The organism is Streptomyces sindenensis, from assembly GCF_014649035.1.
GTDB classification, from domain to species: domain Bacteria; phylum Actinomycetota; class Actinomycetes; order Streptomycetales; family Streptomycetaceae; genus Streptomyces; species Streptomyces sindenensis.
The window spans coordinates 89,349-113,643 of record NZ_BMSG01000010.1; the positions used below are offsets into that span (position 1 = coordinate 89,349).

Annotated in this window: 23 protein-coding genes and 1 tRNA gene; 13 read left to right on the forward strand and 11 right to left on the reverse strand. The window is 71.6% G+C overall.

The window, feature by feature from the left end:
* Nucleotides 1-10 precede the first annotated feature (10 nt).
* Both IE145_RS14095 and IE145_RS14100 read left to right on the forward strand, forming a co-directional pair.
* Entirely contained in the window at nucleotides 11-586 is a 576-nt protein-coding gene (locus tag IE145_RS14095) for a SigE family RNA polymerase sigma factor (RefSeq protein ID WP_032766995.1), read from the forward strand.
* A gap of 95 nt (nucleotides 587-681) precedes the next feature.
* Nucleotides 682-2,097: a hypothetical protein gene (locus IE145_RS14100; RefSeq protein ID WP_189525393.1), complete on the forward strand. Its 1,416-nt coding sequence runs from the start codon at nucleotides 682-684 to the stop codon at nucleotides 2,095-2,097.
* On the opposite strand, the gene IE145_RS14105 is transcribed toward IE145_RS14100, so the two are convergent.
* Together IE145_RS14105 and IE145_RS14110 are read right to left on the reverse strand one after the other, a co-directional pair.
* Nucleotides 2,067-2,972 (reverse strand): SURF1 family protein, encoded by a 906-nt coding sequence (locus tag IE145_RS14105; RefSeq protein ID WP_189525394.1) that lies wholly within the window; start codon nucleotides 2,970-2,972, stop codon nucleotides 2,067-2,069. The genes IE145_RS14100 and IE145_RS14105 overlap by 31 nt on opposite strands.
* A gap of 113 nt (nucleotides 2,973-3,085) precedes the next feature.
* A complete protein-coding gene (locus IE145_RS14110) occupies nucleotides 3,086-4,906 on the reverse strand; it encodes a S9 family peptidase (RefSeq protein ID WP_189525395.1) in 1,821 nt (606 codons plus the stop codon).
* Nucleotides 4,907-5,006: 100 nt separating this feature from the next.
* On the opposite strand from IE145_RS14110, the gene IE145_RS14115 reads away from it, so the two are divergent.
* Both IE145_RS14115 and IE145_RS14120 read left to right on the forward strand, forming a co-directional pair.
* Nucleotides 5,007-5,846, forward strand: coding sequence for a class I SAM-dependent methyltransferase (locus IE145_RS14115; RefSeq protein ID WP_189525396.1), 840 nt, complete (start codon nucleotides 5,007-5,009; stop codon nucleotides 5,844-5,846).
* 70 nt (nucleotides 5,847-5,916) lie between these two features.
* Nucleotides 5,917-6,357, forward strand: a complete 441-nt coding sequence (locus IE145_RS14120; protein ID WP_189525397.1) for a nuclear transport factor 2 family protein — start codon at nucleotides 5,917-5,919, stop codon at nucleotides 6,355-6,357.
* 203 nt (nucleotides 6,358-6,560) lie between these two features.
* Here the strand turns inward: IE145_RS14120 and IE145_RS14125 are convergent, their stop codons facing one another.
* Nucleotides 6,561-7,367: an SGNH/GDSL hydrolase family protein gene (locus IE145_RS14125; protein ID WP_189525398.1), complete on the reverse strand. Its 807-nt coding sequence runs from the start codon at nucleotides 7,365-7,367 to the stop codon at nucleotides 6,561-6,563.
* 730 nt (nucleotides 7,368-8,097) lie between these two features.
* On the opposite strand from IE145_RS14125, the gene IE145_RS14130 reads away from it, so the two are divergent.
* A complete protein-coding gene (locus IE145_RS14130) occupies nucleotides 8,098-8,661 on the forward strand; it encodes a GNAT family N-acetyltransferase (protein WP_189525399.1) in 564 nt (187 codons plus the stop codon).
* Nucleotides 8,662-8,889: 228 nt separating this feature from the next.
* Nucleotides 8,890-9,486 carry a hypothetical protein gene (locus tag IE145_RS14135; protein ID WP_189525400.1) on the forward strand — a complete coding sequence of 199 codons (597 nt, stop codon included), beginning with the start codon at nucleotides 8,890-8,892 and terminating at the stop codon, nucleotides 9,484-9,486.
* A 314-nt stretch (nucleotides 9,487-9,800) separates the two neighbouring features.
* Here the strand turns inward: IE145_RS14135 and IE145_RS14140 are convergent, their stop codons facing one another.
* The 4 genes from IE145_RS14140 to IE145_RS14155 all read right to left on the reverse strand — a co-directional run bounded on the left by IE145_RS14140 (nucleotide 9,801) and on the right by IE145_RS14155 (nucleotide 12,930).
* Entirely contained in the window at nucleotides 9,801-10,367 is a 567-nt protein-coding gene (locus tag IE145_RS14140) for an O-methyltransferase (RefSeq protein ID WP_229825546.1), read from the reverse strand.
* A gap of 622 nt (nucleotides 10,368-10,989) precedes the next feature.
* Nucleotides 10,990-11,063, reverse strand: a tRNA-Pro gene (locus IE145_RS14145).
* A gap of 28 nt (nucleotides 11,064-11,091) precedes the next feature.
* The gene (locus IE145_RS14150) at nucleotides 11,092-11,838 is read right to left on the reverse strand and encodes a Pr6Pr family membrane protein (protein WP_189525402.1); all 747 of its coding nucleotides are present in this window, start codon (nucleotides 11,836-11,838) and stop codon (nucleotides 11,092-11,094) included.
* A gap of 153 nt (nucleotides 11,839-11,991) precedes the next feature.
* Nucleotides 11,992-12,930, reverse strand: a complete 939-nt coding sequence (locus IE145_RS14155) for a metallophosphoesterase (protein ID WP_189525403.1) — start codon at nucleotides 12,928-12,930, stop codon at nucleotides 11,992-11,994.
* A 91-nt stretch (nucleotides 12,931-13,021) separates the two neighbouring features.
* On the opposite strand from IE145_RS14155, the gene IE145_RS14160 reads away from it, so the two are divergent.
* Nucleotides 13,022-13,486, forward strand: a complete 465-nt coding sequence (locus IE145_RS14160) for a GatB/YqeY domain-containing protein (protein WP_189525404.1) — start codon at nucleotides 13,022-13,024, stop codon at nucleotides 13,484-13,486.
* 92 nt (nucleotides 13,487-13,578) lie between these two features.
* Here IE145_RS14160 and IE145_RS14165 read toward each other — a convergent pair whose 3' ends face one another.
* Nucleotides 13,579-15,834 carry a transglycosylase domain-containing protein gene (locus IE145_RS14165; RefSeq protein WP_189525405.1) on the reverse strand — a complete coding sequence of 752 codons (2,256 nt, stop codon included), beginning with the start codon at nucleotides 15,832-15,834 and terminating at the stop codon, nucleotides 13,579-13,581.
* Nucleotides 15,835-16,451: 617 nt separating this feature from the next.
* On the opposite strand from IE145_RS14165, the gene IE145_RS14170 reads away from it, so the two are divergent.
* Nucleotides 16,452-16,802: a WhiB family transcriptional regulator gene (locus IE145_RS14170; RefSeq protein ID WP_006126397.1), complete on the forward strand. Its 351-nt coding sequence runs from the start codon at nucleotides 16,452-16,454 to the stop codon at nucleotides 16,800-16,802.
* 162 nt (nucleotides 16,803-16,964) lie between these two features.
* On the opposite strand, the gene bagB is transcribed toward IE145_RS14170, so the two are convergent.
* A complete protein-coding gene (gene bagB / locus IE145_RS14175; protein WP_229825547.1) occupies nucleotides 16,965-18,449 on the reverse strand; it encodes an ATPase BagB in 1,485 nt (494 codons plus the stop codon).
* Complete coding sequence (gene bagA / locus IE145_RS14180; RefSeq protein WP_189525406.1) at nucleotides 18,446-19,420, reverse strand: ATPase BagA; 975 nt, start codon at nucleotides 19,418-19,420, stop codon at nucleotides 18,446-18,448. The genes bagB and bagA overlap by 4 nt, the downstream gene beginning before the upstream one ends.
* Before the next feature lie 72 nt (nucleotides 19,421-19,492).
* On the opposite strand from bagA, the gene sp36 reads away from it, so the two are divergent.
* The 4 genes from sp36 (at nucleotide 19,493) to IE145_RS14200 (ending at nucleotide 22,098) form a co-directional block, all read left to right on the forward strand.
* Nucleotides 19,493-19,651, forward strand: coding sequence for a Sp36 family protein (sp36, locus tag IE145_RS14185; protein WP_003967454.1), 159 nt, complete (start codon nucleotides 19,493-19,495; stop codon nucleotides 19,649-19,651).
* Nucleotides 19,651-20,121 carry a RidA family protein gene (locus tag IE145_RS14190; protein ID WP_189525407.1) on the forward strand — a complete coding sequence of 157 codons (471 nt, stop codon included), beginning with the start codon at nucleotides 19,651-19,653 and terminating at the stop codon, nucleotides 20,119-20,121. Before sp36 ends, IE145_RS14190 begins: the two co-directional genes overlap by 1 nt.
* A gap of 247 nt (nucleotides 20,122-20,368) precedes the next feature.
* Nucleotides 20,369-21,265 carry an NUDIX hydrolase gene (locus IE145_RS14195; protein ID WP_189525408.1) on the forward strand — a complete coding sequence of 299 codons (897 nt, stop codon included), beginning with the start codon at nucleotides 20,369-20,371 and terminating at the stop codon, nucleotides 21,263-21,265.
* A complete protein-coding gene (locus tag IE145_RS14200) occupies nucleotides 21,262-22,098 on the forward strand; it encodes an MBL fold metallo-hydrolase (protein WP_189525409.1) in 837 nt (278 codons plus the stop codon). Before IE145_RS14195 ends, IE145_RS14200 begins: the two co-directional genes overlap by 4 nt.
* Nucleotides 22,099-22,233: 135 nt before the next feature.
* Here the strand turns inward: IE145_RS14200 and IE145_RS14205 are convergent, their stop codons facing one another.
* Complete coding sequence (locus IE145_RS14205) at nucleotides 22,234-22,908, reverse strand: Crp/Fnr family transcriptional regulator (protein ID WP_003967450.1); 675 nt, start codon at nucleotides 22,906-22,908, stop codon at nucleotides 22,234-22,236.
* 613 nt (nucleotides 22,909-23,521) lie between these two features.
* Between IE145_RS14205 and nth the strand changes: the two genes are divergently transcribed.
* The gene (nth, locus tag IE145_RS14210; protein WP_189525464.1) at nucleotides 23,522-24,274 is read left to right on the forward strand and encodes an endonuclease III; all 753 of its coding nucleotides are present in this window, start codon (nucleotides 23,522-23,524) and stop codon (nucleotides 24,272-24,274) included.
* Nucleotides 24,275-24,295 lie beyond the last annotated feature (21 nt).

Consider the following 24,295-nt stretch of genomic DNA (forward strand, 5'->3'; position numbering starts at 1 on the left):
ACCCGGCGGCATGCCGGTGATCGCGCCCATGCCCGCTGCGCGCCCGGCCTCGCTGCCCGCGCAGCGCGGGGGTGCTGACGAGACGGTGGCAGCAGGAACCACGGTCGACCATCTCACCGAGACCTACCGCGCCCACTACCGCTCCCTGCTCGGCCTCGCGGCCCTGCTGCTGGACGACACCGCGTCCTGCGAGGACGTGGTGCAGGAGGCGTTCATCCGGGTGCACTCCGCGCGCAACCGGGTCCGTGAGCCCGAGAAGACCCTGGCCTACCTCCGGCAGACCGTCGTCAACCTCTCGCGCTCCGCGCTGCGCCGCCGCATCCTCGGGCTGAAGCTGCTTTCCAAGCCGATGCCGGACATGGCGAGCGCGGAGGAGGGCGCGTACGACCAGCTGGAGCGGGACGCGCTGATCAAGGCCATGAAGGGGCTCCAGCGACGCCAGCGCGAGGTGCTGGTGCTGCGCTACTTCGCGGACATGACGGAGGCCCAGGTCGCCGAGACGCTGGGGGTCTCGCTGGGCTCGGTGAAGGCGTACGGTTCGCGGGGTATCGCGGCGCTGCGTGTGGTGATGGAGGCCCAGACATGAGCGGGCGGCCGGACCGGCGCCCGGGGCAGGGCCCCGAGCAGCGTCCCGACATCTCTGAGCACAGGCACGAGACTGACCCGACGGGAAACGGAATTGTGAACGACGGGCCGGAGAAGACCCCGCACACCGATCCGGACCGACCGCAGGGCGAGGGCAAGGGCCCCGGCGGGAGCGGTACGCCGGAACCGGACTCGCCGCCCGCGCGCGGGGACAGCCAGTCGGCCGAGGACCCCGACGAACGGGACCCGGGGCCGACGGCGGCCACGTCGACCGCGTCGGACCCGGCGGACGCGTCGGCCCCGGCGGGCGGTAACGCGGACACGGGTACGGAGAGCGGCGCGGGTGCGCGTACGGAGGCCGCCGACGACGACTTCCTCGCCACGCTGACCGACCTCTTCGCCGACGACAGACGCGCTGCCACCGACCGGTCTGCCACTGACCGGTCTGCCACCGGCCGGTCTGCCGCTGACCGGTCTGCCTCCGACCGGTCCGCCGTCGGCCCGTCCGGCGAGCTGGACGAAGTGGCCCTGCGCCGCATGCTGCACGGTGCGGTCCGCGACATCACCCCGTCCGAGGGGACCCTCGACCATCTCCACCGCGCCGTTCCCGCCCGCCGGGCCCGGCGGCGGCAGGCCGTCGTCGGGGCGGCCGCGGCGGCCCTGCTGATCGGCACCGCGGTCCCCGCCTTCGTCCACGTCGCGACCTCGGACGGCTCCGCCACCCACCGCCCCGCCATCGCCGGACACGGCGAGCAGGCCCAGGGCGGCAACGGGGAGGAGCCCGGTCCCGAGGAGCCGGGCCGGCAGAGCGTGCGGCCCACCGAGCGCCGGAGCGAGGGCGGCCAGGGCGAGGCCGCCCCGGACCCCAGCCCCTCCCGGGGCGAGGGGAGCGACCCCGACGCGGAGGCGACGGGCGAGGAGACCGGCTCCCCGAGCGCCGACCTGGCGTCCCGGCCCGCCTGCGACCCCGGCCAGCTCGGCGTCGCGTCCGCGAGCACCGACGCGCCGGGGGCCGACGGCACGGTCTACGGCAGCTTCAGGATCGCCAACGTGTCCGGCACGGACTGCACGGTGAGCAGTAACGGCACGGTGGGCTACACCGCCCTCGGCGCCGCCGACTCGCAGAAGATCGTCGTGGTCCAGCACGCGGCGGGCGACGCGGCCCCCGGTCTGCCCGACCCGTCCCAGGAGCCGGGCACGGTGCTGCTGAAGCCGGCCATGGCGTACGAGGTGCGGTTCGCCTGGGTGCCGACCGACACCTGTCCGACCGTGGGACCCTCACCGACCCCGAGCCCGTCGGCGGACGGCGCCGGCGGTACGGAGGGCGAGGCCCCCGAGAACCAGGCCGGCGTGGACCCGCAGTCGCTGTACGAGGACGGCGGCGGCACCGTTGCCGAGGGCAGCGTCGCCGTGACGCACACCCCGGAGTCGGGAGCGCCCACCGCGCAGACGGAGATTCCCAACGCCTGCTCGGGCACGATCTACCGGACGGGCGTGCTCGCCACGTCGTAGTCCGGCGCGGACGGGTCCTCGGGGTCGCCCTTCGCGGCGTCCTCCGGACCTTTCGCGGGGTCCTCCTGGCCTTCCGGGGCGTCCTGCGGACCCGGGCCTGGTTCCTCCGGTACGAGACCGAGGGCGACGTCCTGCGCGGCCTCGGCCTCGCGCCGCACCAGCCGGAACCACATGAAGAGCACGAAGGCGGCGAAGACGAACCACTCGCCCGTGTAGCCGAGGTTCTGGAAGGCCTTCAGATCGAGGCCGCTGCCCTCCGGGGCTGCGGCCGGCACGGGCTTCATCGCGCCGCCCGCGCCGCCCGCCTCGGCCTCGGGCAGCGTCACCCAGGCGTCGTACACGTCGTAGGGGACGAGGTTCACCAGGGTCGCCGCGCTGATCATGCCGACCTGGCCGGAGGGGAGCCCGCCCCGGGCGTTCACGCCGGCGCTGCGGGTGTTCTCGGAGGCCTGGAGGTCGCCCACCACCGTGACCTCGCCCTTCGGCGCTGCGGGGACCCGGGCGTCGGTCGCGGACCCGGGCAGCCAGCCCCGTACCACCGGCAGGGCCTTGCCGCTCTCCGTACGCAGCATGTTCAGGACGTAGAAGCCCCGCCGGTCGTCCAGCTCACGGCCGGGCACCAGGAACTGTTCGGCGTACGTTCCGGTGGCGGTGGCCGGGCGGCCGGACGTCACCTTGTCGACGGGCAGCAGCTCGTCCAGGGGTTTCGCGGCCCGGGTGCTCGGATCGGGGGCCTTCTCCGCCTGTTCGTGCGACTGGACGCGGTCCTCGAAGCGGCCGAGCTGCCAGGTGCCCATGAACACGCAGAACGGGATGGCCAGCACGACGAAGAGGTTGATCCCCCACCACCGTGGGGTCAGCAGGAACCGGTACACCCCTCAAAGGTACGGTTCCCCGCCCCGGGTACCCGGGGCGGGGTCCGTGATTTATCCGGCTCTTACGCCCGCCGTCCGGCCCTTGCGCCCACCGGCGGGCGCGAGGGCGGGGTTCACGCGGCGGGACCGAGGACCGGGCCGCCCCCCAGGTGTTTCAGGGCGAACTCCAGCTCCAGCCGCACCTGTTTGATCCGCTCCTCCACCACGAGCGAGCCGTGCCCGGCGTCGTAGCGGTAGACCTCGTGGACCGCGCCGCGCGCCGCCAGCCGGTCCACGTAGTTCTCCACCTGACGGATGGGGCAGCGCGGATCGTTGACGCCCGCCGAGATGTAGACGGGAGCGCGCACCGCGTCGACGTACGTCAGCGGGGACGAGGCCTCGAAGCGCTCGGGCACCTCCTCCGGCGTGCCGCCCAGCAGCGTGCGGTCCATCGCCTTCAGGGCCTCCATCTCGTCGTGGTACGCCGTGACGTAGTCCGCGACGGGGACGGCGGCCAGGCCCAGCGCCCAGGCGTCGGGCTGGGTGCCGAGGCCGAGCAGGGTCAGATAGCCGCCCCAGGAGCCGCCGGCCAGCACCAGGCGCTCCGGGTCCGCGAGCCCCGACTCCACCGACCACTCCCGTACGGCGGCGATGTCCTCCAGCTCGATCAGGCCGACCCGGTGCTTCAGCGCGTCCGTCCAGGCGCGGCCGTATCCGGTGGAGCCGCGGTAGTTGACGCGTACGACGGCGAAGCCGTGGTCGACCCAGGCGGCGGGGCCGGAGGCGAAGGCGTCGCTGTCGTGCCAGGTGGGCCCGCCGTGGATCTCGAAGACCGTGGGGAAGGGGCCCTCGCCGGTCGCGGGCTTCTGCACGAGGGCGTGGATCCGGCCCCCCGGCCCCTCCACCCACGCGTCTTCGACGGGCACCGACGGCGGGGCCTTCGCCCCCGGCGGGTCCAGGACCACGGCACCGCTCGTCGACCGCACCGCGGGCGGCTGCTCGGCCGAGGACCACAGGTACTCCACCGTCCCGTCCGGGCGGGCCGTGGCGCCGGAGACCGTACCGGCGGGGGTCTCCACGCGCACGGGCGCCGCCGCCCCCGGCTCGTACCGCCACAGCTCGCTGCGGGCCTCGAACTCGTGCTCGATGAGCAGCGCGGAGCCGTCCGGATACCACTCGGCCCCCACATCACCCGGCAGGTCGATCGGCAGCGGGGTCTCCGTGCCCGCGACCGGGTCCCAGATCATCGGCTCCCAGCGGCCCCGCCGCTGGTGTCCGACGAGGAGCCGGGTGTCCCCGGCGACCGGCGCGAAGCCCAGCACGCTGAGCCCCAGCTCCTTCGTGCCGCCCTCGGTGTCGTCCAGCTCGGCCACGGTCGAGCCGTCCGGGCGCACCACGCGCAGCGCGGAGTGCATCGCGTCGCCGTGCTCGGTGTGCTCCAGGGCGATCAGCGTCCCGTCGTAGGAGAGGTCCCCGACACCCGCGGACTCCCGGTGCCGGTAGATCTCCACGGGTTCGGCGCCCGGCGCCCGCACCAGGTGGACCGTCGTCCCGTCCTCGTCGGTCGACCGCCCGATCACCGCGGAACCGTCCCGCCCGATGGCCAGGCCCGCTGGGTAGGAGGGCGCGAGGCCCGGGGCGGCCGGCTCGTCCTCCCCGCCGCCGAACGGCTGGCGCATCCACACCCCGAACTCGTCGCCGTCGGTGTCGCTGAACCACCAGATGGCCTCGCCGTCCGGCGTCAGCACCCCGTCGGTGGTCCCGTTGGGCCGGTCGGTCACCTGGCGCTGCCGCCCGCTCGCCCGGTCCCACGCGTACAGCTCGTAGGTCCCCGTGGCGTTGGAAACGAACAGCGAGCGGTCGGGGGCGTCCTCGGCCCAGTCGGGCAGCGAGACACGGGGCGCACGGAACCGCTTCTCCCAGTCGGGCGCGGCTGTTGCATCAGTCGTCGTCATGCTCCCATCCAACCCGATGCCCCATGGGGCTCCCGAGTGTGCCGGGCAGCCGCGAATAACCACTCGCGCCCCCGCCCGGCCCGTGGGTAGCGTCCCGGGCATGTACTCCCCGACCCCCGACGACTGGCATGCGACCAACCGCGCGCGCTGGGACGAACGCGTGCCGATCCACGTGGCGAGCGAGTTCTACGAGCTGGACGCGTTCCTGGCGGGCAAGGACGTGCTGCGCGCCTTCGAGCTGGCCGAGGTCGGGGACGTCGCCGGCAAGACCCTGCTGCACCTCCAGTGCCATTTCGGCCTGGACACCCTGTCCTGGGCGCGGCACGGCGCGGCCCAGGTCGTGGGCCTGGACTTCTCCGAGCCCGCCGTCGAGACCGCCCGGGGCCTGGCCGGTTCGCTGGGGCTGGGCCCGGACCGGGCGGCGTTCGTCGTGGCCGACGTGTACGACGCCCCGGCCGCCGTCCCCGATTCCGCGTACGACATCGTCTACACGGGCATCGGCGCGCTCGGCTGGCTGCCCGACATCGACCGCTGGGCCGAGACCGCGGCGTCGCTGGTCGCGCCCGGCGGGTTCCTCTACCTGGCGGAGTTCCACCCGCTGACCGACTCGATGGACGCGACCGGTTCGGTGGTCACCGACGACTACTTCAGCCGGGACGCCTGGGTCGACGAGACGCCGGGCACGTACGCCGACCTGGACGCGCCGACCGTGCACAACCGCAGCGTCGAGTGGCAGCACCCGGTGGGCCGGGTGGTGACGGCACTCGCCGCGGCGGGGCTGCGGATCGAGTTCCTCCACGAGCACGATGTCTCGCTCGTCCAGCGGTTCGACACGCTGGAACGCCACGCGGACGGCCACTACCGCTTCCCGGCGGGCCGCCCGAGGATCCCGCTCATGTACTCGGTCAAGGCGTCGCGCCCGGCGGAGCGTCAGGGATAACCGCAGGTCGGCGCCGCCCCCGCAGGGCCTCTCCGGTCGATTGTCAGTGGTGGGGTCCACACTTTTCTCCATGACCGACAAGAGCGGAAGCAGCGCCCCGGGAACGACGACGGCTGCGCTGCGCGGAGCGGTGGAGACGTACTGGGCGGCGGCCGAGGCGCGCGACTGGGACGCGTTCGGGGCGACCCTCGCCGAGGACGTGGTGTACGAACTGCCGCAGACGCGTGAGCGGATCCGTGGCAAGGAGCGGTATCTCCGGTTCAACGAGGAGTATCCGGGCGACTGGCACGTCCGGGTCGAGCGGATCGTCGCCGACGCGGAGGGCCGGCAGGCAGCGGCGCGGACCGGGTTCACGGTGACGGGGGAGCAGGAGGGGGAGGCGGCCCAGGAGTTGGACGCCATCCACTTCTTCACGTTCGACGAGGCGGGTCTGATCACCGGGGTGACGGACTTCTGGCCCGAGTCGTACGAGCCTCCGGCCGGCCGGGAGCACCTGGTCGAGCGCTACTGAGAACGGCGGGAGCGCCGGGTACGACGAGTACGCCGAGAGCGCGGAGTACGCCGGGTACGCCGAGAGCGACGAGTACGCGCGGTACCCCTGAGAGCGACGAGTACGCCGAGAGCGCGGAGTACGCCGGGTACGCCGAGAGCGACGAGAACGGCGGTTCACCGGTCGCCCGGTGAACCGCCGCCCTGGTGCTGCTCCGACCCGCCCTACACCGCCGAGCGGAAGGCGGGCAGATAGCCGCCCGACTGTCCCGCGGCCTTGGGGTGGTAGGAGTTGTGGATCGGGACGGTGACGCTGTGGAGCCAGGCGTCGCCCGAGCAGAGCTCGTGCCCGGTGAACTCGTCCACCACGCTGGAGAAGGTGAACCCGGCGTCGGCGGACCGCTTGGCGATGACGTCGTTCAGCACGTCCGACGCGTTGTTGATCGCGGCCCGTTCGGCCTCGCTGAGCCCGGCGAAGCAGCTGCCGGACAGCTGGTAGAAGCGGGGGTAGCCGAGGACCACGACCTGGGCCTGCGGGGCGCGGGCCCGGATGTTGTCGTAGAGCGAATCCAGGCTGCCGGGCAAGGTGTTGTTCATCTGCCCGACGGCCGCGTCCACGCTGCTGAGGCAGGTGGCCTCGCTGCCGAGGACGCAGTCCTGCATGACGTCGGCGAACCCGACGTCATTGCCTCCGGCGGTGACGCTGACCAGCGAGGTGGACGCGCTGAGCACGCCGAGCTGGCTGCTCGCCACGGACGAGGTCGTCGCCCCCGAGCAGGCGACGAAGTCGAACGAGGCGGGTGAGTTCGCCGCCTGCCACAGATAGGGGTAGGCGGCGGTGCTGCGTCGGCAGTCGCCGCTGTCGGAGATATAACTTCCGGCGCCGACGCCGGAGGAGTAGGAGTCGCCGAGCGCGACATAGCCGCCGGCGGCGGCCGAGTCGGCCGCGGAAGCCGGCCCGGCGACACCGATGGCCGCCGCGGCGGCGAGCGCGAGAGTGGAGAGAGATGCCCAAATTCTCCGTACTGACATGGCTGCCAGCCCTTCGAAGCGTGGGGGGATGTGGGGATGGGCAGTTTCTAGCAGCTCTCGGTACCCGCCGGTAATGCCCGTGCGAGAAGTCGTCTGATATGCCCGAATGATCGTTCGGTGATTCGTGCTCCGCGCGTAGATACACCTCAACTCGGTGACGGAGCAGGCAAGTTAGAGGAAACTCTGTGCGCCTCAGGGCTGGGCGGTTTCGTCCGGATGGCTCAGCATCCTTGCCCGGACTTCCCTGGAGATTCAGTCTCCCGCGCACCGCTCGCTCCCGGCATACGGGCGAAGCCGGGCGACTCCGATGCGGCCCGGGCGGTGGAGCGGACGTGATGAGCGCGGCCCTGGCCGGCGCGGAGGCGCATTGGGGTCGGCCGGCCGGCCCCGGTCACGCGTCCGGTGTGCCAACCAGGCTGAACGAACGGAGAGTTCGCGTTCGAGACGCAGACGGATGGGGACGCCGCGCGGGGTGACGGTGACGGTGACGGTGACGGACTACGACTACGCGCTGATGGACCTGACCGTGTACGGCCGCCAGGCACTCCGAGAGGACTCGGCCTCGGGCCGGCCGCAGACTCAGGACGCGCCCCGGAGCACTCCATGCGCACCAACGGCCGCCCGGCCCTACGGTGTTCACGTACCGAGACAGGCCGTCCGGGCGACGTGGCGCCCGGCCCCTGGGGAGACGGCCCGCTGACGCCGACTCACCCCGTCGTAATCTCGTCCCATGTCCCCGGCCGATGACACGACGTACGAGATCCGCACCGCGACCCCGGAGGACGCCGGGCTCGTCGAAGCGCTGGACAGCTCTTTCACGACAGCCACCATCTTCCGGGTGGAGATGGCCGAGAACGGCTTCACGCTGCGGGAGACCCCGGTGGACCCGCCGTTGACCAAGGTGTTCCCGGAGGACGAGGACACGGAAGCTCAGGAGGGCCGGGTGGAGGATGGGCGCCCCACCTTCCTGGCGCTGGCCCCCGCCGGCTCCCTGGCGGGCTTCGTCTCGGTCGCGTACGCACGCTGGAACCGCCGCCTCACCATCGAGAACATCGAGGTCGCCCCCGGCCACCGGGGCCGAGGGGTGGGCAGGGCGCTGATGTCCCGGGCGGAGGAGTTCGCCCGGGAACGCGGCGCGGGCCACATCTGGCTGGAGGTCACGAACATCAACGCCCCCGCCATCCATGCGTACCGCCGGATGGGCTTCTCGCTCTGCGGGCTGGACACCTCGCTCTACGCGTTCACCGCGTCGGCCGGCGAGTACGCGCTCTACCTGAGCAAGCCCTGCCGCTGAGGCGTACCCGCGAGGCCGGAAGCGGGCCTGCCGGACGCCCCGCTCCTCTCCGTCGGTGCGAGCCTCTGTGCAAAGGTTGCACGCGGCAAGAGGAACTTGCCGGTGGAACAGCCCGGGGGCGGGAGCGGATGGACGTTCACCGTGCGGAAATCCCCGGCTCCGGTCAGCGTGGCCCAGGTCGGCGGAGGCCGACGACCTGCCGCGCGCGTCGATAGGGGTTGCCCCCGTATGCCACAGCAGCAGCGACATCCGGCGGTGGACGCGGCCCTCGGCCGTCGACGCACCCGCCTCGGAACCGTCTGGACCGTCGGCCTCCTGTCCCTGCCCTTCGTCGGGCTCGCGCTGTCCGCGGCGGCCGGACTCCATCCCGGTGTGCCGCTCGTCGTCACCGGACCGGCCGCCCTCGCCGGGTTCGTTCTGATCACCGAGATGCCCACGGGCCTGGACCGGGGACAAACCAGCGGCAGTCTGCTGACGGCACGGACCGTCACGGGCCTTCGTACCGTCGACCTGTCTCAGATCCGGCGCGTCCGGCTGCTGACGAGCTTCTCCCCCGGCGGAGTCTCGGATCGGGTCGTTCTGATACGCGACAGCGACGGCGTGTTGCTGGGACTGAGAGTGCGGACCGACGTGCGCCGCGTGCGCCGCGCACTGGAGCAGGGTGCGCGGCGCGATGAACCACCTCGCGTGAGCGGCGCTGCGGCCGCTCACCTCGGCATGGCCACCGGCGGAACGGCCCGGCACACGGTGCTGAGCTGGCTGGTGACGGTGCTCGGCATCTGCTGCTACCTCAGCGCCGTCGTGGTGTTCGCCCGCGCGGTCTAGACGGACCCAGGCGCACTGACTGCGAGCGTTGCCGATGACCGGACCGGTGCGCATCTCTGGCGGGTTCGGCGGGAGAATTAAGGCAGAGACGAACGCCAGTGCCGGTCCGGGCATCAAGTCCGCCACCAGCGGGGGAAGAGGGGCCGGGAGGCAGCCGGCTTCACGGACATCGACCTCACCCCGCCCCACGCGGTAGCCGACGGCGTGCACTCCGCCACGGTCCGGGCCAGCAGGCCGACGACGGCCACGGACACCCCCGCCCGGACCCCCGCCCGTCCGGCGAGCACCACCTCCTGCTGCGGTGGAGGCGGCTGCTAGAGGCGGCGCGCCGCGACAACCACGGAAGTGGTGGAGGTCGTCAGCAATTCGCTGGCGTCCAGGGCGGGATGGGTGAGGTAGAAGAGCCGGAGCTCATCCACCTCGCCCTCGAAACGAGGCGGCCAGTGGGGCGACGGGGTGAAGTCGTCCAGGACGAGAATCCCGCCGGGGGCAAGCAGCTCGACGACTCTTTCGGGGTCGTCCCGCTTGCCCCCGCCATCGCAGAAGAAGACATCGAAGGGCGCATGCCGTTCGAGCAGCAGCCAGTCCCCGGCGAGAACGCTGACCCGGTCGTCGTCCGCGAACACCTCAGCGGCGCGACGAGCCAGCACCTCATCCCGCTCCACGGTCACCAGCCGGGCACCGGCACCAAGCCCACTGTGCAACCAGGCGGTACCGACGCCGGAACCGGTACCGCTCTCCGCAATGACTCCACGGGGTTTCGAGGCGGCGGTCAGCCTGAGCAACCTGCCCACCTCGGGCAGGCAGCTCTTCGTGAACCCCGCCTCGAAGGCGAGACGCTCAGCAACCCCCACACGAGGCGGAACCACAAGCTCTGCCATGACCACGAACCCCCCTTGGCCGTGCACCAATCGCATCAGGCGTCCAACCTACTCACGTGAGTAGGTCCACTGACGTTCGCGCTCGCCCGCCGTTGTCCGTCGGCGTGGTCACGACGGTTGATCGTCGGTGAGTCGGTTTGTCAGTGCTGGCGTCTATGGTCTCAAACGCGCGGTCGGCTTCCGGGGGTTCCAGCTCTGAAGAGAATGGTTGCATCCCCGGCCTGTCTGGGGGCGGCCCGGAGAATTGCCCGGGACCTAACCGACGGTCGGGCCTCGTCGATGACCAGCGGATGACCTGCCAGAGCCGACCGCGCAACACCTCCCCTCGGGGGTACCACCTGATCCGTAGCTCTAGCCGGATCTAGCCGGATCGGTCACGACGGCCATACCGGCCGTTACGAGGGCCCGGAGAGACGGTGGCGGGCGGGGGCGGTTGCTGTGGTTGCGGTACCGCGCTGCTGTACCCAGATCCGCCCGGTGATCCAGACCGGCGCGACGGCCATGGACGGCATCTTCGGCACTTCTGTACCTCCGGAGCGATACTCACGCAGATAGAGACACACGCAAAGCCAGAGGGCCGGTACTGAAATCAGTACCGGCCCTCTGACCTGCTGCTTAGCTGTCGGGGTGGCGGGATTTGAACCCACGACCTCTTCGTCCCGAACGAAGCGCGCTGCCAAGCTGCGCTACACCCCGATGCCCACCGGTTTCCCGGCGACATCGATTACTTTAGCCCACCCGCGGCCGGAGGCGAAATCCGGTTTCTTCGGTGCTGGATCCACCCCGCCACGTTCGGCCGGAGGTGGTCCGCGGCGGTGATCAGCGTGGCCAGGGCGGTGAAGAGGAGGCCGAGGGCGAGGGCCTGGGTGAGGGTGCTTGCGTAGCCGTACGTGTCGATGTCCAGGAACGGGTACGGGTAGCGGGCCGGGGAGCCGGGGGTGAGCAGGGCGCCGCGGGTCAGGGTCAGGGCCAGGTAGGCCGCGGGGGCGGTCAGCCAGAGCGGGATGTGGGCCAGGCGCAGGGTCCGGGGTGCTGTCAGCAGGAGCCAGTCCGCGGCAAGCGTCAGCGGGGTCACCGTGTGGAGCAGGATGGTTGCCGCGAGCGGCAGGCCGGTTGCGGGGGCTTGGGCCTCCGCGTAGTTCACCAGCACCAGGTGGTGCATCAGGCCCGTGATCGCCGCGAGAAGCAGCACTCCGCCGGTCACCTGCGGCGGGAGCGGCGGAGCGCCTCGCCAGGAACGTACCGCCGACCAGCCGAAGGCCACCGCGACCAGCCCGTTCGCCAGGACCGTGAAGTGAATCAGGGGCGGTGGGGTGGAGCCGGTCGCCAGGGTGACGGCCGGGCCCGCGGCCGCCGCCCCGCACGCCAGTGTGCGCAGGGCCGTGGCCCAGGGGCGGCGGGGCGCGGTGGGGGCCGCGAGCACCTCTGCCGCCCGGGGGCGGGGGAGCAGGGCGGTCCGGGGCGCGGTCATGATTCGTACCGTAAGGGGGTGGGAAGACCCCCGCGATTCGTCGGCCGCCGTCCTGCGGACCCGCCCCCCGCCGTCCCTTGGACCCGCCCCCGGCCCCCGCCGTCCTGCGGACCGCCGCCCCCACGGACCCGCGGACCCGCGCCCCCGCCGCCCTCAGGCCTTCGGCGCCAGCGTCAGCAATGTCGCCTCCGGCGGGCAGGCGAAGCGGACCGGGGTGTAGCGGTTGGTGCCGCAGCCCGCGGAGACGTGGAGGTAGGCGCGCTGGTCGCCGACCGTGTGGGTGGAGAGGCCCTTGACCCGGTCCGTGTCCAGGTCGCAGTTGGTGACCAGCGCCCCGTAGAACGGGATGCACAGCTGGCCGCCGTGCGTGTGGCCCGCGAGGATCAGGGGGTAGCCATCGGCCGTGAAGGCGTCCAGGGAGCGCAGGTACGGGGCGTGGACGACGCCGATCGAGAGGTCGGCGCCGGTCTCCGGGCCGCCCTGGACCTCGGCGTAGCGGTCCCGCTTGATGTGCGGGTCGTCCAGGCCCGTGAACGCCAGCTCCATGCCCTCCAGCTTCAGCCGGCCCCGGCTGTTCGACAGGTCCAGCCAGCCCGCCTCGTCGAAGGCGTCACGCATGGGCTCCCACGGATTGTGGACGACGCCGACCGCGGGGGCGTTGCCGTTGAGGCCGTGCTTGCCCTGGACCTTCTCCAGGAGGTAGCGGGCCGGGTTGCGAAGCTTGGGGCCGTAGTAGTCGTTGGAGCCGAAGACGTACACGCCCGGGAACTCCATCAGCGGGCCCAGTGCGTCCAGCACCTCGGGCACCGCGTCCGGGTCGGAGAGGTTGTCGCCGGTGTTCACCACGAAGTCGGGGCGCAGGCCCGCCAGCGACTGGAGCCAGGCGCGCTTCTTGCGCTGACCGCACACCATGTGGATGTCGGAGACCTGAAGCACCCGCAAGGGCCGTGCCCCGTGCGGGAGTACGGGAACGGTGACCCGCCGCAGACGGAACGAGCGGGCCTCGAACCCGGCGGCGTAGGCCAGTCCGGCGGCGCCGACCGCCGCGCCGACTGCCGTGACTTTCAGGGGTACTCCGTAGCGTGCGCGCATGCGTCCATCGTCGCAGAAGCGGAACGCCCGGAGAAAAGCCGAGAGGAAAACCCGTGGGCGGTCCCGGCCCCGCACCTGTCACAATCACGGCATGACCACGCTCAAGTCCAAGCTCAAGGAAGACCTCCACACGGCCATGAAGGCGCGTGACGAGCTGACCTCGTCCACCCTTCGGCTCACCCTCACCGCGATCACGAAGGAAGAGGTCAGCGGCACGTCGGCGCGCGAGCTCTCCGACGACGAGGTGCAGAAGGTGATCGCCAAGGAGGCGAAGAAGCGCCGTGAGGCGGCCGAGGCCTTCGCCCAGGGCGGCCGGACCGAGCAGGCCGAGCGGGAGAAGGCGGAGGGCGAGCTGCTGGAGGGGTACCTGCCCAAGCAGCTCACCGACGACGAGCTGAACGTGATCGTGGCGTCCGCCGTCGAGGAGGCCAGGGCCGCCGGCGCCGAGGGGCCGCGCGCGATGGGCGCCGTCATGAAGATCGTCAATCCGAAGGTCGCCGGGCTTGCCGAGGGCGGCCGGGTCGCCGCCGCGGTGAAGAAGCTCCTCGCCGGCTGAGGCGTCGCCGAGCGGAGCAGCAGGGCACGAAAAGGGGTGGGCGCCCGGTCCTCGACCGGGCGCCCACCCCTGTTCCGTGAAAAGCCCTACGCTCAGGGGCCTTCGCTACCGCCGCCCCGGCCGCCGCCCGGTCCGCCGATCACGCCCTCCGGGAGCTCGATACCGGGGAACCGGTTGCCGTCGTCGCCGGGCTTCTCGTCCTCGTCGCCGCGGTCACGGTCGCGGCCCCGGCCCCGGTCCCGGTCGCGGTCGCCCTTCTCCTTGTCCTCCTTCTCCTTGCCGCGGGGCACGGAGACGGGGTTGAAGCCGGGAGTCTCGGACGCGTTCAGCGCCCCGGTCATCGCGATGCGCCAGATCGGGCCGGGCAGACAGCCACCGCAGACCTTGTCGTAGTACTGGCCGCCGATGGTGACGTTGAACATCGAGCTCTTCTCGCCGACGTCGTCACCGACCCACACCGCGGTGGAGAGGTTCGGCGTGTACCCGACGAACCAGGCGTCCTTGCGGTCATTGGTCGTACCGGTCTTGCCCGCGTTGTCCCGGTCGCTGAGCCCGGCCTGCGTACCGGTGCCGTCCTCCACGACGCCCTTGAGCATCTGGTTGATCGTGTCCGCGGTCCGCTCGCTCATCGCGCGCGAGCAGGACGTCTTCGGCACGTCGAGCGACTTGCCCTGCGGGTCCTTGATGGACTCGATGGCGATCGGCGTGCAGTACGTGCCGCGGTTGGCGAACGCGGCGTAGGCGCCGGCCATGGAGAGCGGGGTGCTCACCTCGCCGCCGAGCGTGATCGAGGGGTACTCCTCGATCTTCTTGCCGTCACCGCGCTCGTAGCCGACCTTCTTCGCCATTTCGACGGTCTCGCAGAGGCCGGCCTTCTGCTCCAGCAGCGCGAAGTAGGTGTTGATGGACTTGCCGAGCGCGCTCGTCATGTCCCAGGTGCCCTTTTCGGACTTCAGCTCGTTCACGAGATTCCAGTCGGCGTAGCCGGCCGGGGAGCCGGAGCAGTTCCGGAAGTCCTGCTCCTTCACCGTCAGCTTCCAGTCCGTCGTGAACGTCGTGGCCGGACTGATGCCCTTCTCCAGCGCCGCCGCCGCGGTGAACGGCTTGAACGTGGAGCCGACCTGGAAGCCGTAGGTGCTGCCGCCCATCTTGTTGCTGACGGCGAGGTTCAGGACCGTCTCGTTCTGCTTCTGATCGAGGCCGTACGGGCGGGACTGACCCATCGAGAGGATCTTGCCGCTGCCCGGCTGGACCTGTACCACGGAGGCCGCGAACTTGTCGTCCTTGTTGACCTTCGCGGTGGCGGCCTCGTTGGCGGCCTTCTGGGCGCGCGGGTCGAGCGTGGTCCGGATGGTCAGACCGCCGAGGTTCCAGAGCTTGGCCCGCTCCTCGTCGGTCTTGCCGAAGGCCGGGTCGGTGAGGATCGTCTTGCGTACGTAGTCGCAGAAGAAGCCGGAGCCGCTGACGGCGGTGATGCAGCCGTTCTTCGGCCGGGACACCTTCAGTTTGATCGGCGTCTCCATGGCCCTGTCGGCCTCGGCCGGCGTGATGGCCTTGACCGCGGCCATCCGCGTCAGCACGGTGTTGCGGCGCTTGGTCGCTTCCTCCGTGTCGTTGACCGGGTCGTACCGGCTCGGGGACTGGACGATGCCGGCGAGCAGCGCGGCCTCCTCCAGCTTGAGGTCCTTGGCGTGCTTGGAGAAGTAGCGCTGGGACGCGGCCTCGATGCCGTACGCCTGCTGCCCGAAGAACGTGATGTTGAGGTAGTTCTCCAGGATCTTCTTCTTGCCGAGCTCTTCCTCGACCTGGATCGCGTACTTCAGCTCGCGGACCTTGCGGCCGAGCGTCTGTTGCGTGGCCTGGGCGACCTTCTCCGGGTCGTCGCCCGCCTCCTCGACGAAGACGTTCTTCACGTACTGCTGGGTGAGGGTCGACGCGCCCTGCGCGGTCCCGCCCGCCTGCACGTTGCGGTTCATCGCGCGCAGGATGCCCTTGAGGTCGACCGCGCCGTGCTCGTAGAAGCGGGAGTCCTCGATCGCGATGATCGCGTCCTGCATGTACGGCGAGATGTCCTTGAGCGGGACGACCGTGCGGTCGCGGGAGTACACCGTGGCGATGGTGCCGCCGTCGCGGTCCTGGATGGTCGTCCGCTGACTGAGCGGTGGCGTCTTGAGGTTGGAGGGGATCTCGTCGAACCCTTCGACCGTCCCCTTGGCGGCGAGCCCCAGCGCTCCGGCTGCGGGCAGCGCGATACCTGCCAGGACAGCTCCGGAGAGCGCGGCGACACCGACGAACTTGGCGGCCTGCTGAGTCGTGGTGAGACCGCCGCCCGAGCGCTTCTTTGGCATAGGGGGCAGCCTAATCCGTAGTGATGAACGTGTCGTAGGAGCAGGGGGCTCTCGGAGCGTTCCCGTACCAGACCGTGACATCCGGGCGCAGGATCGGGCCGGGCGGAGAGACGGCGTACCGTCGCGGCGCACCGGGCTGAGACACGGCGCACCGCTCGCGGCGGCGGGCGCGCGGACGTGAACGGCCTACGTTCCCATTCGCCGGACAGACGGGCAGGCGTTGGCCTAAGCTGCTCACAACTGTCACAGCAGTCCGGTTCCGTATCAAGCCCCCTGCCGCCCGATGCACATCTTCTGGTCATTCTTCCTCCGGTCGATGTGCCACCGCACCGCCCTTCCCGTATGCACCGAGGCGCTCCCGAAATCGCCCCGTGTGCCACGAGAAGTCCGTTGCAACTTGAGTGCACTATCCCTTTTTCGCGGCGATAGTCGCGTATGTCCTCGGCTCACTCCCCTGGGTGATCTGCCGCATACGCATAGTCCGTTCGGACCATTCAAGATTGGGCCCGAAGGGGGTGTTGTGCTGTCCCCACCTTCCGTAACGTCCTCAACTGGCAGCGGTGAATATGCCGCTACCGCCGTGGGGGAGCCTCGATTCGGGAGAGGACGGCGCCGGCATGGGCTGGGTAACCGACTGGAGTGCGCAGGCAGCCTGCCGCACTACCGATCCGGATGAACTGTTCGTACAAGGGGCAGCGCAGAACAGAGCCAAGGCGGTGTGCACCGGATGCCCGGTGCGGACCGAGTGCCTGGCCGATGCGCTCGACAATCGCGTCGAATTCGGCGTGTGGGGCGGAATGACGGAGCGGGAGCGTCGCGCACTGCTGCGCCGCCGGCCGACCGTCACGTCCTGGCGCCGACTGCTGGAGACCGCACGCAGCGAGTACGAGCGGTCCACCGGCATCCTGCCCGGAGTCATCGGGCTGGAGGACGAGGAGCTGCACGAGACGTACGCCGCGGTGGGATAGGCGCGTCGGCTCAGGCCGTGCGGCGCGTCGGCTCGGGCCGCGCCGACTCCGGCTCAAGCCACGTCGCTTCTAGCTCAGGCCACGTCGCTTCTCCGGGCCGCGCGGGCTCTCCACGCCGTGCGGGTTCTCCAGGCCGCGCGGGTTCTCCACGCCGTGCCGGCGCTACGCCGCTCCGGCAGGGGTCGGGGTGCAACCGCCCGCCAGCCGGTCGCCGATGGCCCGGAGGCCGTCCAGGTCGTGTACGTCGCCGGGCAGCGCCTCCACGGCCGTCACCGGCACCTCCGGGTGGAGCACGGTGAAGCGGTCGCGCGTGCGGCTCTCGCGGGCGACGACCTGCATGCGCTCGGCGTGCAGGCGCAGGAGGCCCGCCGTCAGTTCCTCGATGCTGATGACGTCGATCGCGTCGGAGGTCTCGGTTGCGTCCGCGGCGTCGACGGTGTCGCCCTCCGGGGCGGTCGCGGCATGCGCGATGTTCTCGTGGGGCGGCTCGTTCTCCGTCGTGTCCTGGTGCTCGGCTGAAGTCTGCGGGCCGGACGCCTGCCCGGCCTCGGGGGAGAGGAGCGGCTCGGTCGTTCCGGAAGCGGTGACCGCGGGGTCGGGGGCTACCCGGTCACCAAGGCCAGCTTTCCCGGCCCTCTGATCCACAATGCGGGCGTCGTCAAGATTTTCTGCGGCGGCCAGCGCCTGCTCCGCGGAGAGCCGCGAAGCCTCGCTGCCGTGCACGCGATTGAGGACCAGGCCGGCCAGGGGCATGTCCTCGGCGGCCAGCCGTTCCACGAAGTAGGCCGCCTCGCGCAGCGCGTCCTGCTCCGGCGTCGCGACGACGAGGAAGGCCGTGCCGGGCGCCTGGAGCAGCTTGTACGTGGCGTCCGCGCGGCTGCGGAAACCGCCGAACATGGTGTCCATCGCGGCGACGAACGTCTGGACGTCCCGCAGGAACTGGCCCCCGAGCAGCTTGCCCAGCGTGCCGCTCATCATCGACATGCCGACATTGAGGAACTTCATCCCGGCCCGGCCGCCCACCTTCGCGGGGGCCATCAGCAGCCGGATGAACTTCCCGTCGAGGAACGACCCGAGCCGCTTCGGCGCGTCCAGGAAGTCCAGCGCGGAGCGCGAGGGAGGGGTGTCGACGATGATCAGGTCCCACGCGTCGCGCGCCCGCAGCTGCCCGAGCTTCTCCATCGCCATGTACTCCTGCGTACCGGCGAACCCGGCCGACAGGGACTGGTAGAAGGGGTTCTCCAGGATGGCCTTCGCCCGTTCGGCGTCCGCGTGCGCCTCGACGGTCTCGTCGAAGGTCCGCTTCATGTCGAGCATCATGGCGTGCAGTTCGCCCTCGCCCTTGATGCCGTCGATCCGGCGGGGCACGTTGTCCAGCCGGTCGATGCCGATGGACTGGGCGAGCCGGCGGGCCGGGTCGATGGTGAGGACGACGACCTTCCGGCCACGCTCGGCCGCCCGAACGCCGAGGGCCGCCGCGGTGGTGGTCTTGCCGACGCCGCCGGAGCCGCAGCAGACGATGATCCGGATGCCCGGGTCGTCCAGCAGCGCGTCGGTGTCCAGGCCCGCTCCGGTCACATCGTCGGTGTCCAGGCCCGCTCCGGTCACCGCCTCCGGCCCGCCTCCGGCCGCCGTGTCCGCGCTCATGCGTCCCCCTCTTCCCCCGCGCCCTGCTTACGGAGCTCCGTGGCCAGGTCGTGCAGCGCGGCGAGGTCCACCCCGTCGCCCATCAGCGGCAGCTCCGCCGTCGGCAGGCCGAGACCGGCCAGCACCGCGCGCTGCTCCCGCTCCAGGCCGACCCGCTCCGCGTGCTCGGCCGCCTGCGCGACCAGCGGGCGTACGAGGGCGGCGGAACCGGTCACCCCGGCCCGGGTCAGCGTCTTGGCGATCTCCTTGCGGCGGCCGCCCGCCGCGGTGCGCAGGGCGTCCTCGTCCAGCAGGTGCGGGCGGACCATGTTCACGAAGACGCTGCCCACGGGCAGTTGGGCGGCGCGCAGCTCGGCGATGCCGTCCGCGGTCTCCTGGACCGGCATCTCCTCCAGGAGGGTCACCAGGTGGACCGCGGTCTGCGGGGATTTGAGGACCCGCATCACGGCCTGGGCCTGGTTGTGTATCGGGCCGATCTTCGCCAGCCCGGCCACCTCGTCGTTGACGTTCAGGAAGCGGGTGATCCGGCCGGTGGGCGGGGCGTCCATGATCACGTGGTCGTAGACGAACCGGCCCTGCTTGTCCTTGCGGCGTACGGCTTCGCAGGCCTTGCCGGTCAGCAGGACGTCCCGGACGCCGGGCGCGATGGTGGTGGCGAAGTCGATCGCGCCGAGCTTCTTCAGGGCGCGGCCCGCGCTGCCGAGCTTGTAGAACATCTGGAGGTAGTCGAGGAGGGCGCGTTCGGCGTCGATCGCCAGCGCGTACACCTCGCCGCCGCCCGGTGCGACGGCGATCTTGCGCTCCTCGTAGGGCAGCGCGTCGGAACCGAAGAGCTGGGCGATGCCCTGCCTGCCCTCGACCTCGACGAGGAGGGTGCGCCTGCCCTCGGCCGCGAGGGCGAGCGCGAGGGCGGCGGCCACCGTGGTCTTACCGGTACCGCCCTTGCCGCTGACGACCTGGAACCTGCTCACGTATTCGAGCCTAACCAGTCCTGCCCCGGCCTACGCACGGGACCGTACGTGCCAGGCGTTACAGTCGGGCCCATGACCAAGTGGGAATACGCGACCGTGCCCCTTCTCGTGCACGCGACCAAGCAGATTCTGGACACCTGGGGCGAGGACGGCTGGGAGCTGGTCCAGGTCGTTCCCGGCCCGAACAACCCCGAGCAGCTCGTGGCCTACCTGAAGCGGGAGAAGGCGTAGTGGCGGGCGCCGTCGAGTCGCGCCTCGCCGAGCTGGGCCTGACCCTGCCCGCCGTCGTGCCGCCGCTGGCCTCGTACCAGCCGGCCGTGCAGTCCGGGGTGTACGTGTACACCTCCGGCCAGCTGCCGATGGTGGACGGCAAGCTCGCCGTCACCGGCAAGGTCGGCGCCGAGGTCACGCCCGACGAGGCGAAGGAGCTCGCGAAGACCTGCGCGCTCAACGCGCTCGCCGCGGTGAAGTCGGTCGCCGGTGACCTGGACCGGATCAAGCGCGTCGTGAAGGTCGTGGGCTTCATCGCCTCGGCCTCCGACTTCACCGGCCAGCCCGCCGTGCTCAACGGCGCCAGCGAGCTGCTGGGCGCGGTCCTCGGCGACAAGGGCGTGCACGCCCGCAGCGCCGTGGGCGTCGCCGTGCTGCCGCTGGACGCACCGGTCGAGGTCGAGGTCCAGGTGGAGCTCGTCGAGGCCTGAGACCCCCTGCCCGTCCGTTCCCGTACTTCTCGTACGTCCGTTCCTCGTGCGTCCGTTCCTCGTACGTCTCCGATCCCGCCCGGTCCCCGCGACCGGGCGGGATCGCGTGTGTACGGGTGCCCGGAGCGGGCTGATCGCGTGTGTACGGGGCAGGGCGGGCCTGTACGGGTGTGTACGGGTGTGTCGGGTCGCCGTGATGATCAGGGAGCCTCTCGAACATCGGCGCGGTTCCGGATAGCCTCCGGCCATGTCCCAAGGTCAGTGGTACCCCCCGGAATGGCCCGACCGGATCCGGGCCCTCGCCGCCGGTGAGCTGACGGCCGTGACGCCCCGGAGGGCCGCCACGGTGATGCTGCTCCGCGACCGCGGGCCGCAGGCGCCGGTGCCCGGGCCCGTCGTGCACATGTTGCGCCGCCGTACGTCGATGGCGTTCGCCGGAGGCGCGTACGCCTATCCGGGTGGCGGAGTCGATCCGCGCGACGACGACCGGCTGATCGGGTGGGCCGGGCCCCCGTTGGAGTACTGGGCCGCCCGGCTCGGCGTGGCGACGGTCACCGAGGCGCAGGCCGTCGTCTGCGCGGCGGTGCGCGAGACGTTCGAGGAGGCGGGCGTCCTGCTCGCCGGGCCGACCGCCACGACCGTGGTCGGCGACACGACGGGGGACGCGTGGGAGGCCGACCGGGAGGCGCTGGCCGCCCGGGACCTGTCGTTCGCGGAGTTCCTGGACCGGCGCGGCCTGGTGCTGCGCTCGGACCTGCTGGGCGCCTGGGCGCGCTGGATCACCCCGGAGTTCGAACCGCGCCGCTACGACACCTGGTTCTTCGTCGCCGCGCTCCCCGAGGGGCAGCGCACCCGGGACGTCTCCACCGAGGCCGACCGCACGGTGTGGATCGCCCCGGCGGAGGCCGCCCGCCGCTACGACGCGGGCGAGCTGCTGATGATGCCGCCCACCGTGACCACACTGCGGGCCCTCGCGCCGTACGGGACGGCCGCTGAGGCCCTGGAGGCCGCCGACGCCCAGGACATGACCCCGGTCCTCGCGCAGGCCCGGCTGGAGGGCGACGAGCTGGTGCTGACCTGGCCGGGACACGACGAGTTCACCAAACACGTGCCCACGGTGGGCGGGGAAGGGGGGCGGGCATGACCGACGCAGCAGCCCTGCCCGGACAGCCGCGCGGAGCCGTCGTCTCCGGGCCGGCGACCGCCCGTACGGTCAATGTCCTCGCGCCCAACCCGTCCGCGATGACGCTCGACGGGACGAACACCTGGATCGTGGCCGAGCCGGACTCCGGTCTCGCGGTCGTCATCGATCCCGGGCCGCTCGACGACGTACACCTGCGGGCTGTGATCGACGCGGTGGAGCGGTCCGGGCGGCGCGTGGGCCTGACGCTGCTCACCCATGGTCATCCCGACCACGCGGAGGGCGCGGGCCGGTTCGCGGAGCTGACGGGGACGAAGGTACGGGCCCTGGACGCGGCGCTGCGGCTGGGCGACGAGGGGCTCGGCGCGGGTGACGTGATCACCACCGGCGGCCTGGAGCTGCGCGTGGTGCCGACGCCGGGGCACACCGCGGACTCGCTCTCGTTCCATCTGCCCGCCGACCGGGCGGTGCTGACGGGCGACACGGTCCTCGGCCGCGGTACGACGGTGGTCGCGCACCCGGACGGGCGGCTCGGCGACTACCTGGACACGCTGCGGCGGCTGCGGTCGCTGACGGTCGACGACGGCGTCCACACGGTGCTGCCGGGCCACGGGCCGGTGCTGGAGGACGCGCAGGGGGCGGTGGAGTTCTACCTGGCCCACCGCGCCCATCGGCTCGCCCAGGTGGAGACGGCGGTGGAGGCCGGGCACCGTACGCCGTCGGACGTGGTGGCGGCGGTCTACGCCGACGTGGACCGCTCCCTGTGGCCGGCCGCCGAGCTGTCCGTGCGGGCGCAGTTGGAATACCTGACCGAGCACGGGCTGATCCAGGGCTGAGCCCGGGGCCGGCGCCGTGCTCAGCCCTGGATCAGCCCGTGCTCGGTCCTGGATCAGCGCCGGGGCCCGGGATCAGTGCCGGGGGGCCGGACGAGCGGCCGTAAGGGCGCCGGTGGGGCGCCCCGTGGGCCCGTCTCAGCGCGAGCGCTTCGCCAGCCGCTCGACGTCCAGCAGGATGACCGCGCGGGCCTCCAGGCGCAGCCAGCCGCGGCCCGCGAAGTCCGCGAGGGCCTTGTTGACCGTCTCGCGGGAGGCGCCGACCAGCTGGGCCAGCTCCTCCTGGGTGAGGTCGTGCACGACGTGGATGCCTTCCTCGGACTGGACGCCGAAGCGGCGCGACAGGTCCAGGAGGGCGCGGGCGACACGGCCCGGCACGTCGGAGAAGACCAGGTCGGACATCTGGTCGTTGGTCTTGCGCAGCCGTCGGGCGACCGCGCGCAGCAGCGCGGTGGCCACCTCGGGCCGGGCGTTCAGCCAGGGCTGCAGGTCGCCGTGGCCGAGGCCGAGGAGCTTGACCTCGGTCAGTGCGGAGGCGGTCGCCGTACGCGGGCCCGGGTCGAAGAGCGACAGCTCCCCGATCAGCTCGCCGGGGCCGAGCACGGCCAGCATGTTCTCGCGCCCGTCGGGCGAGGTGCGGTGGAGCTTCACCTTGCCCTCGGTGACCACGTACAGGCGGTCACCCTGGTCGCCCTCGTGGAACAGCGCGTCTCCGCGCGCGAGGGTCACCTCACTCATCGAGGCGCGGAGCTCCGCGGCCTGCTCGTCATCGAGCGCCGCGAAAAGCGGGGCGCGCCGCAGAACGTCGTCCACGAGTTCTCTCCTTGTCGGCCTGTTCAGGGAACCGTGGTCCCCATCATGCCGGACGGTAAAACAGTGCGATCAATCACAAACCAGTTTGACGCACGGGCGTGCCGGACCCTACGGCAGGGGGCCGATCGGGGGCGGATACGCCGTGGCAAGGGTGGTTGTCGGCGCCTGGCCCTAGGCTGGACGGGTGCCCGGATCGCCGGGGAGAGCGCAGGCCAAGGGGGCTGACGGGGTGGCGAAGGGCGACGATTCCGCTGTGGGCGAACAGCCCCGGTCGTGCCCGAAGAATGCCGTGAATGGCCCCTCCGGAAGCGCACACGGGTCCCTTGGACACGCGCACGGCTCTCCTGGAGGCGCACACGGGTCCCCCGGAGACGCGCACGGCTCTCCCGGAGACGCGCACGGGTCCCCCGGAGGGCCGGGGAAGACGTTCGGGAAGTCGGCCAGGAGGTCCGCAGTGTCATCGTCAACGCCCGGGAAATCCGGCAGGACGGCCAGAACCGGGGAGTCCGGCACAACGGGAAAGAACGTGAAGGCGGCGACCAGGGCCAAGGCGGCCACCACGGCCGGAGCGGCGGCCCCGCGCAAGGCGCCCAAGCCCGAGTCCCATCTCGCGATGGTCCGCCGGGCGCGCCGGATCAACCGCGAGCTCGCCGAGGTCTATCCGTACGCCCATCCCGAGCTGGACTTCCGCAACCCCTTCGAGCTCCTCGTGGCCACGGTCCTCTCCGCCCAGACCACCGACCTGAGGGTCAACCAGACGACGCCCGCGCTCTTCGCCGCGTACCCCACGCCCGAGGACATGGCGGCGGCGGTGCCGGAGGAGATGGAGGAGATCATCCGGCCGACCGGGTTCTTCCGGGCGAAGACGAAGTCGCTGCTGGGCCTCTCGGCGGCCCTCCGGGACGAGTTCGGCGGCGAGGTCCCGGGACGTCTGGAGGACCTCGTCAAGCTGCCCGGCGTCGGCCGCAAGACCGCCAATGTCGTCCTCGGCAACGCTTTCGGAGTCCCGGGAATCACGGTCGACACGCACTTCGGCCGCCTGGTGCGGCGCTGGAAGTGGACGGACGAGGAGGACCCGGTGAAGGTCGAGGCGGTCGTCGCCGGGATCTTCCCCAAGAGCGAGTGGACGATGCTCTCGCACCGCGTCGTGTTCCACGGCCGCCGGATCTGCCACGCCCGCAAACCCGCCTGCGGGGCCTGCCCCATCGCCCCGCTCTGCCCGTCGTACGGGGAGGGCGAGACCGATCCGGAGAAGGCCAGGAAGCTCCTGAAGTACGAGATGGGCGGCTACCCGGGCCAGCGGCTCAGCCCGCCCGCCGACTACCCGGGCAAGCCCGCGCCCGCGCTGGGGGCCGGACAGCCCTAGGGCCGACTGATTGCTCAGGTT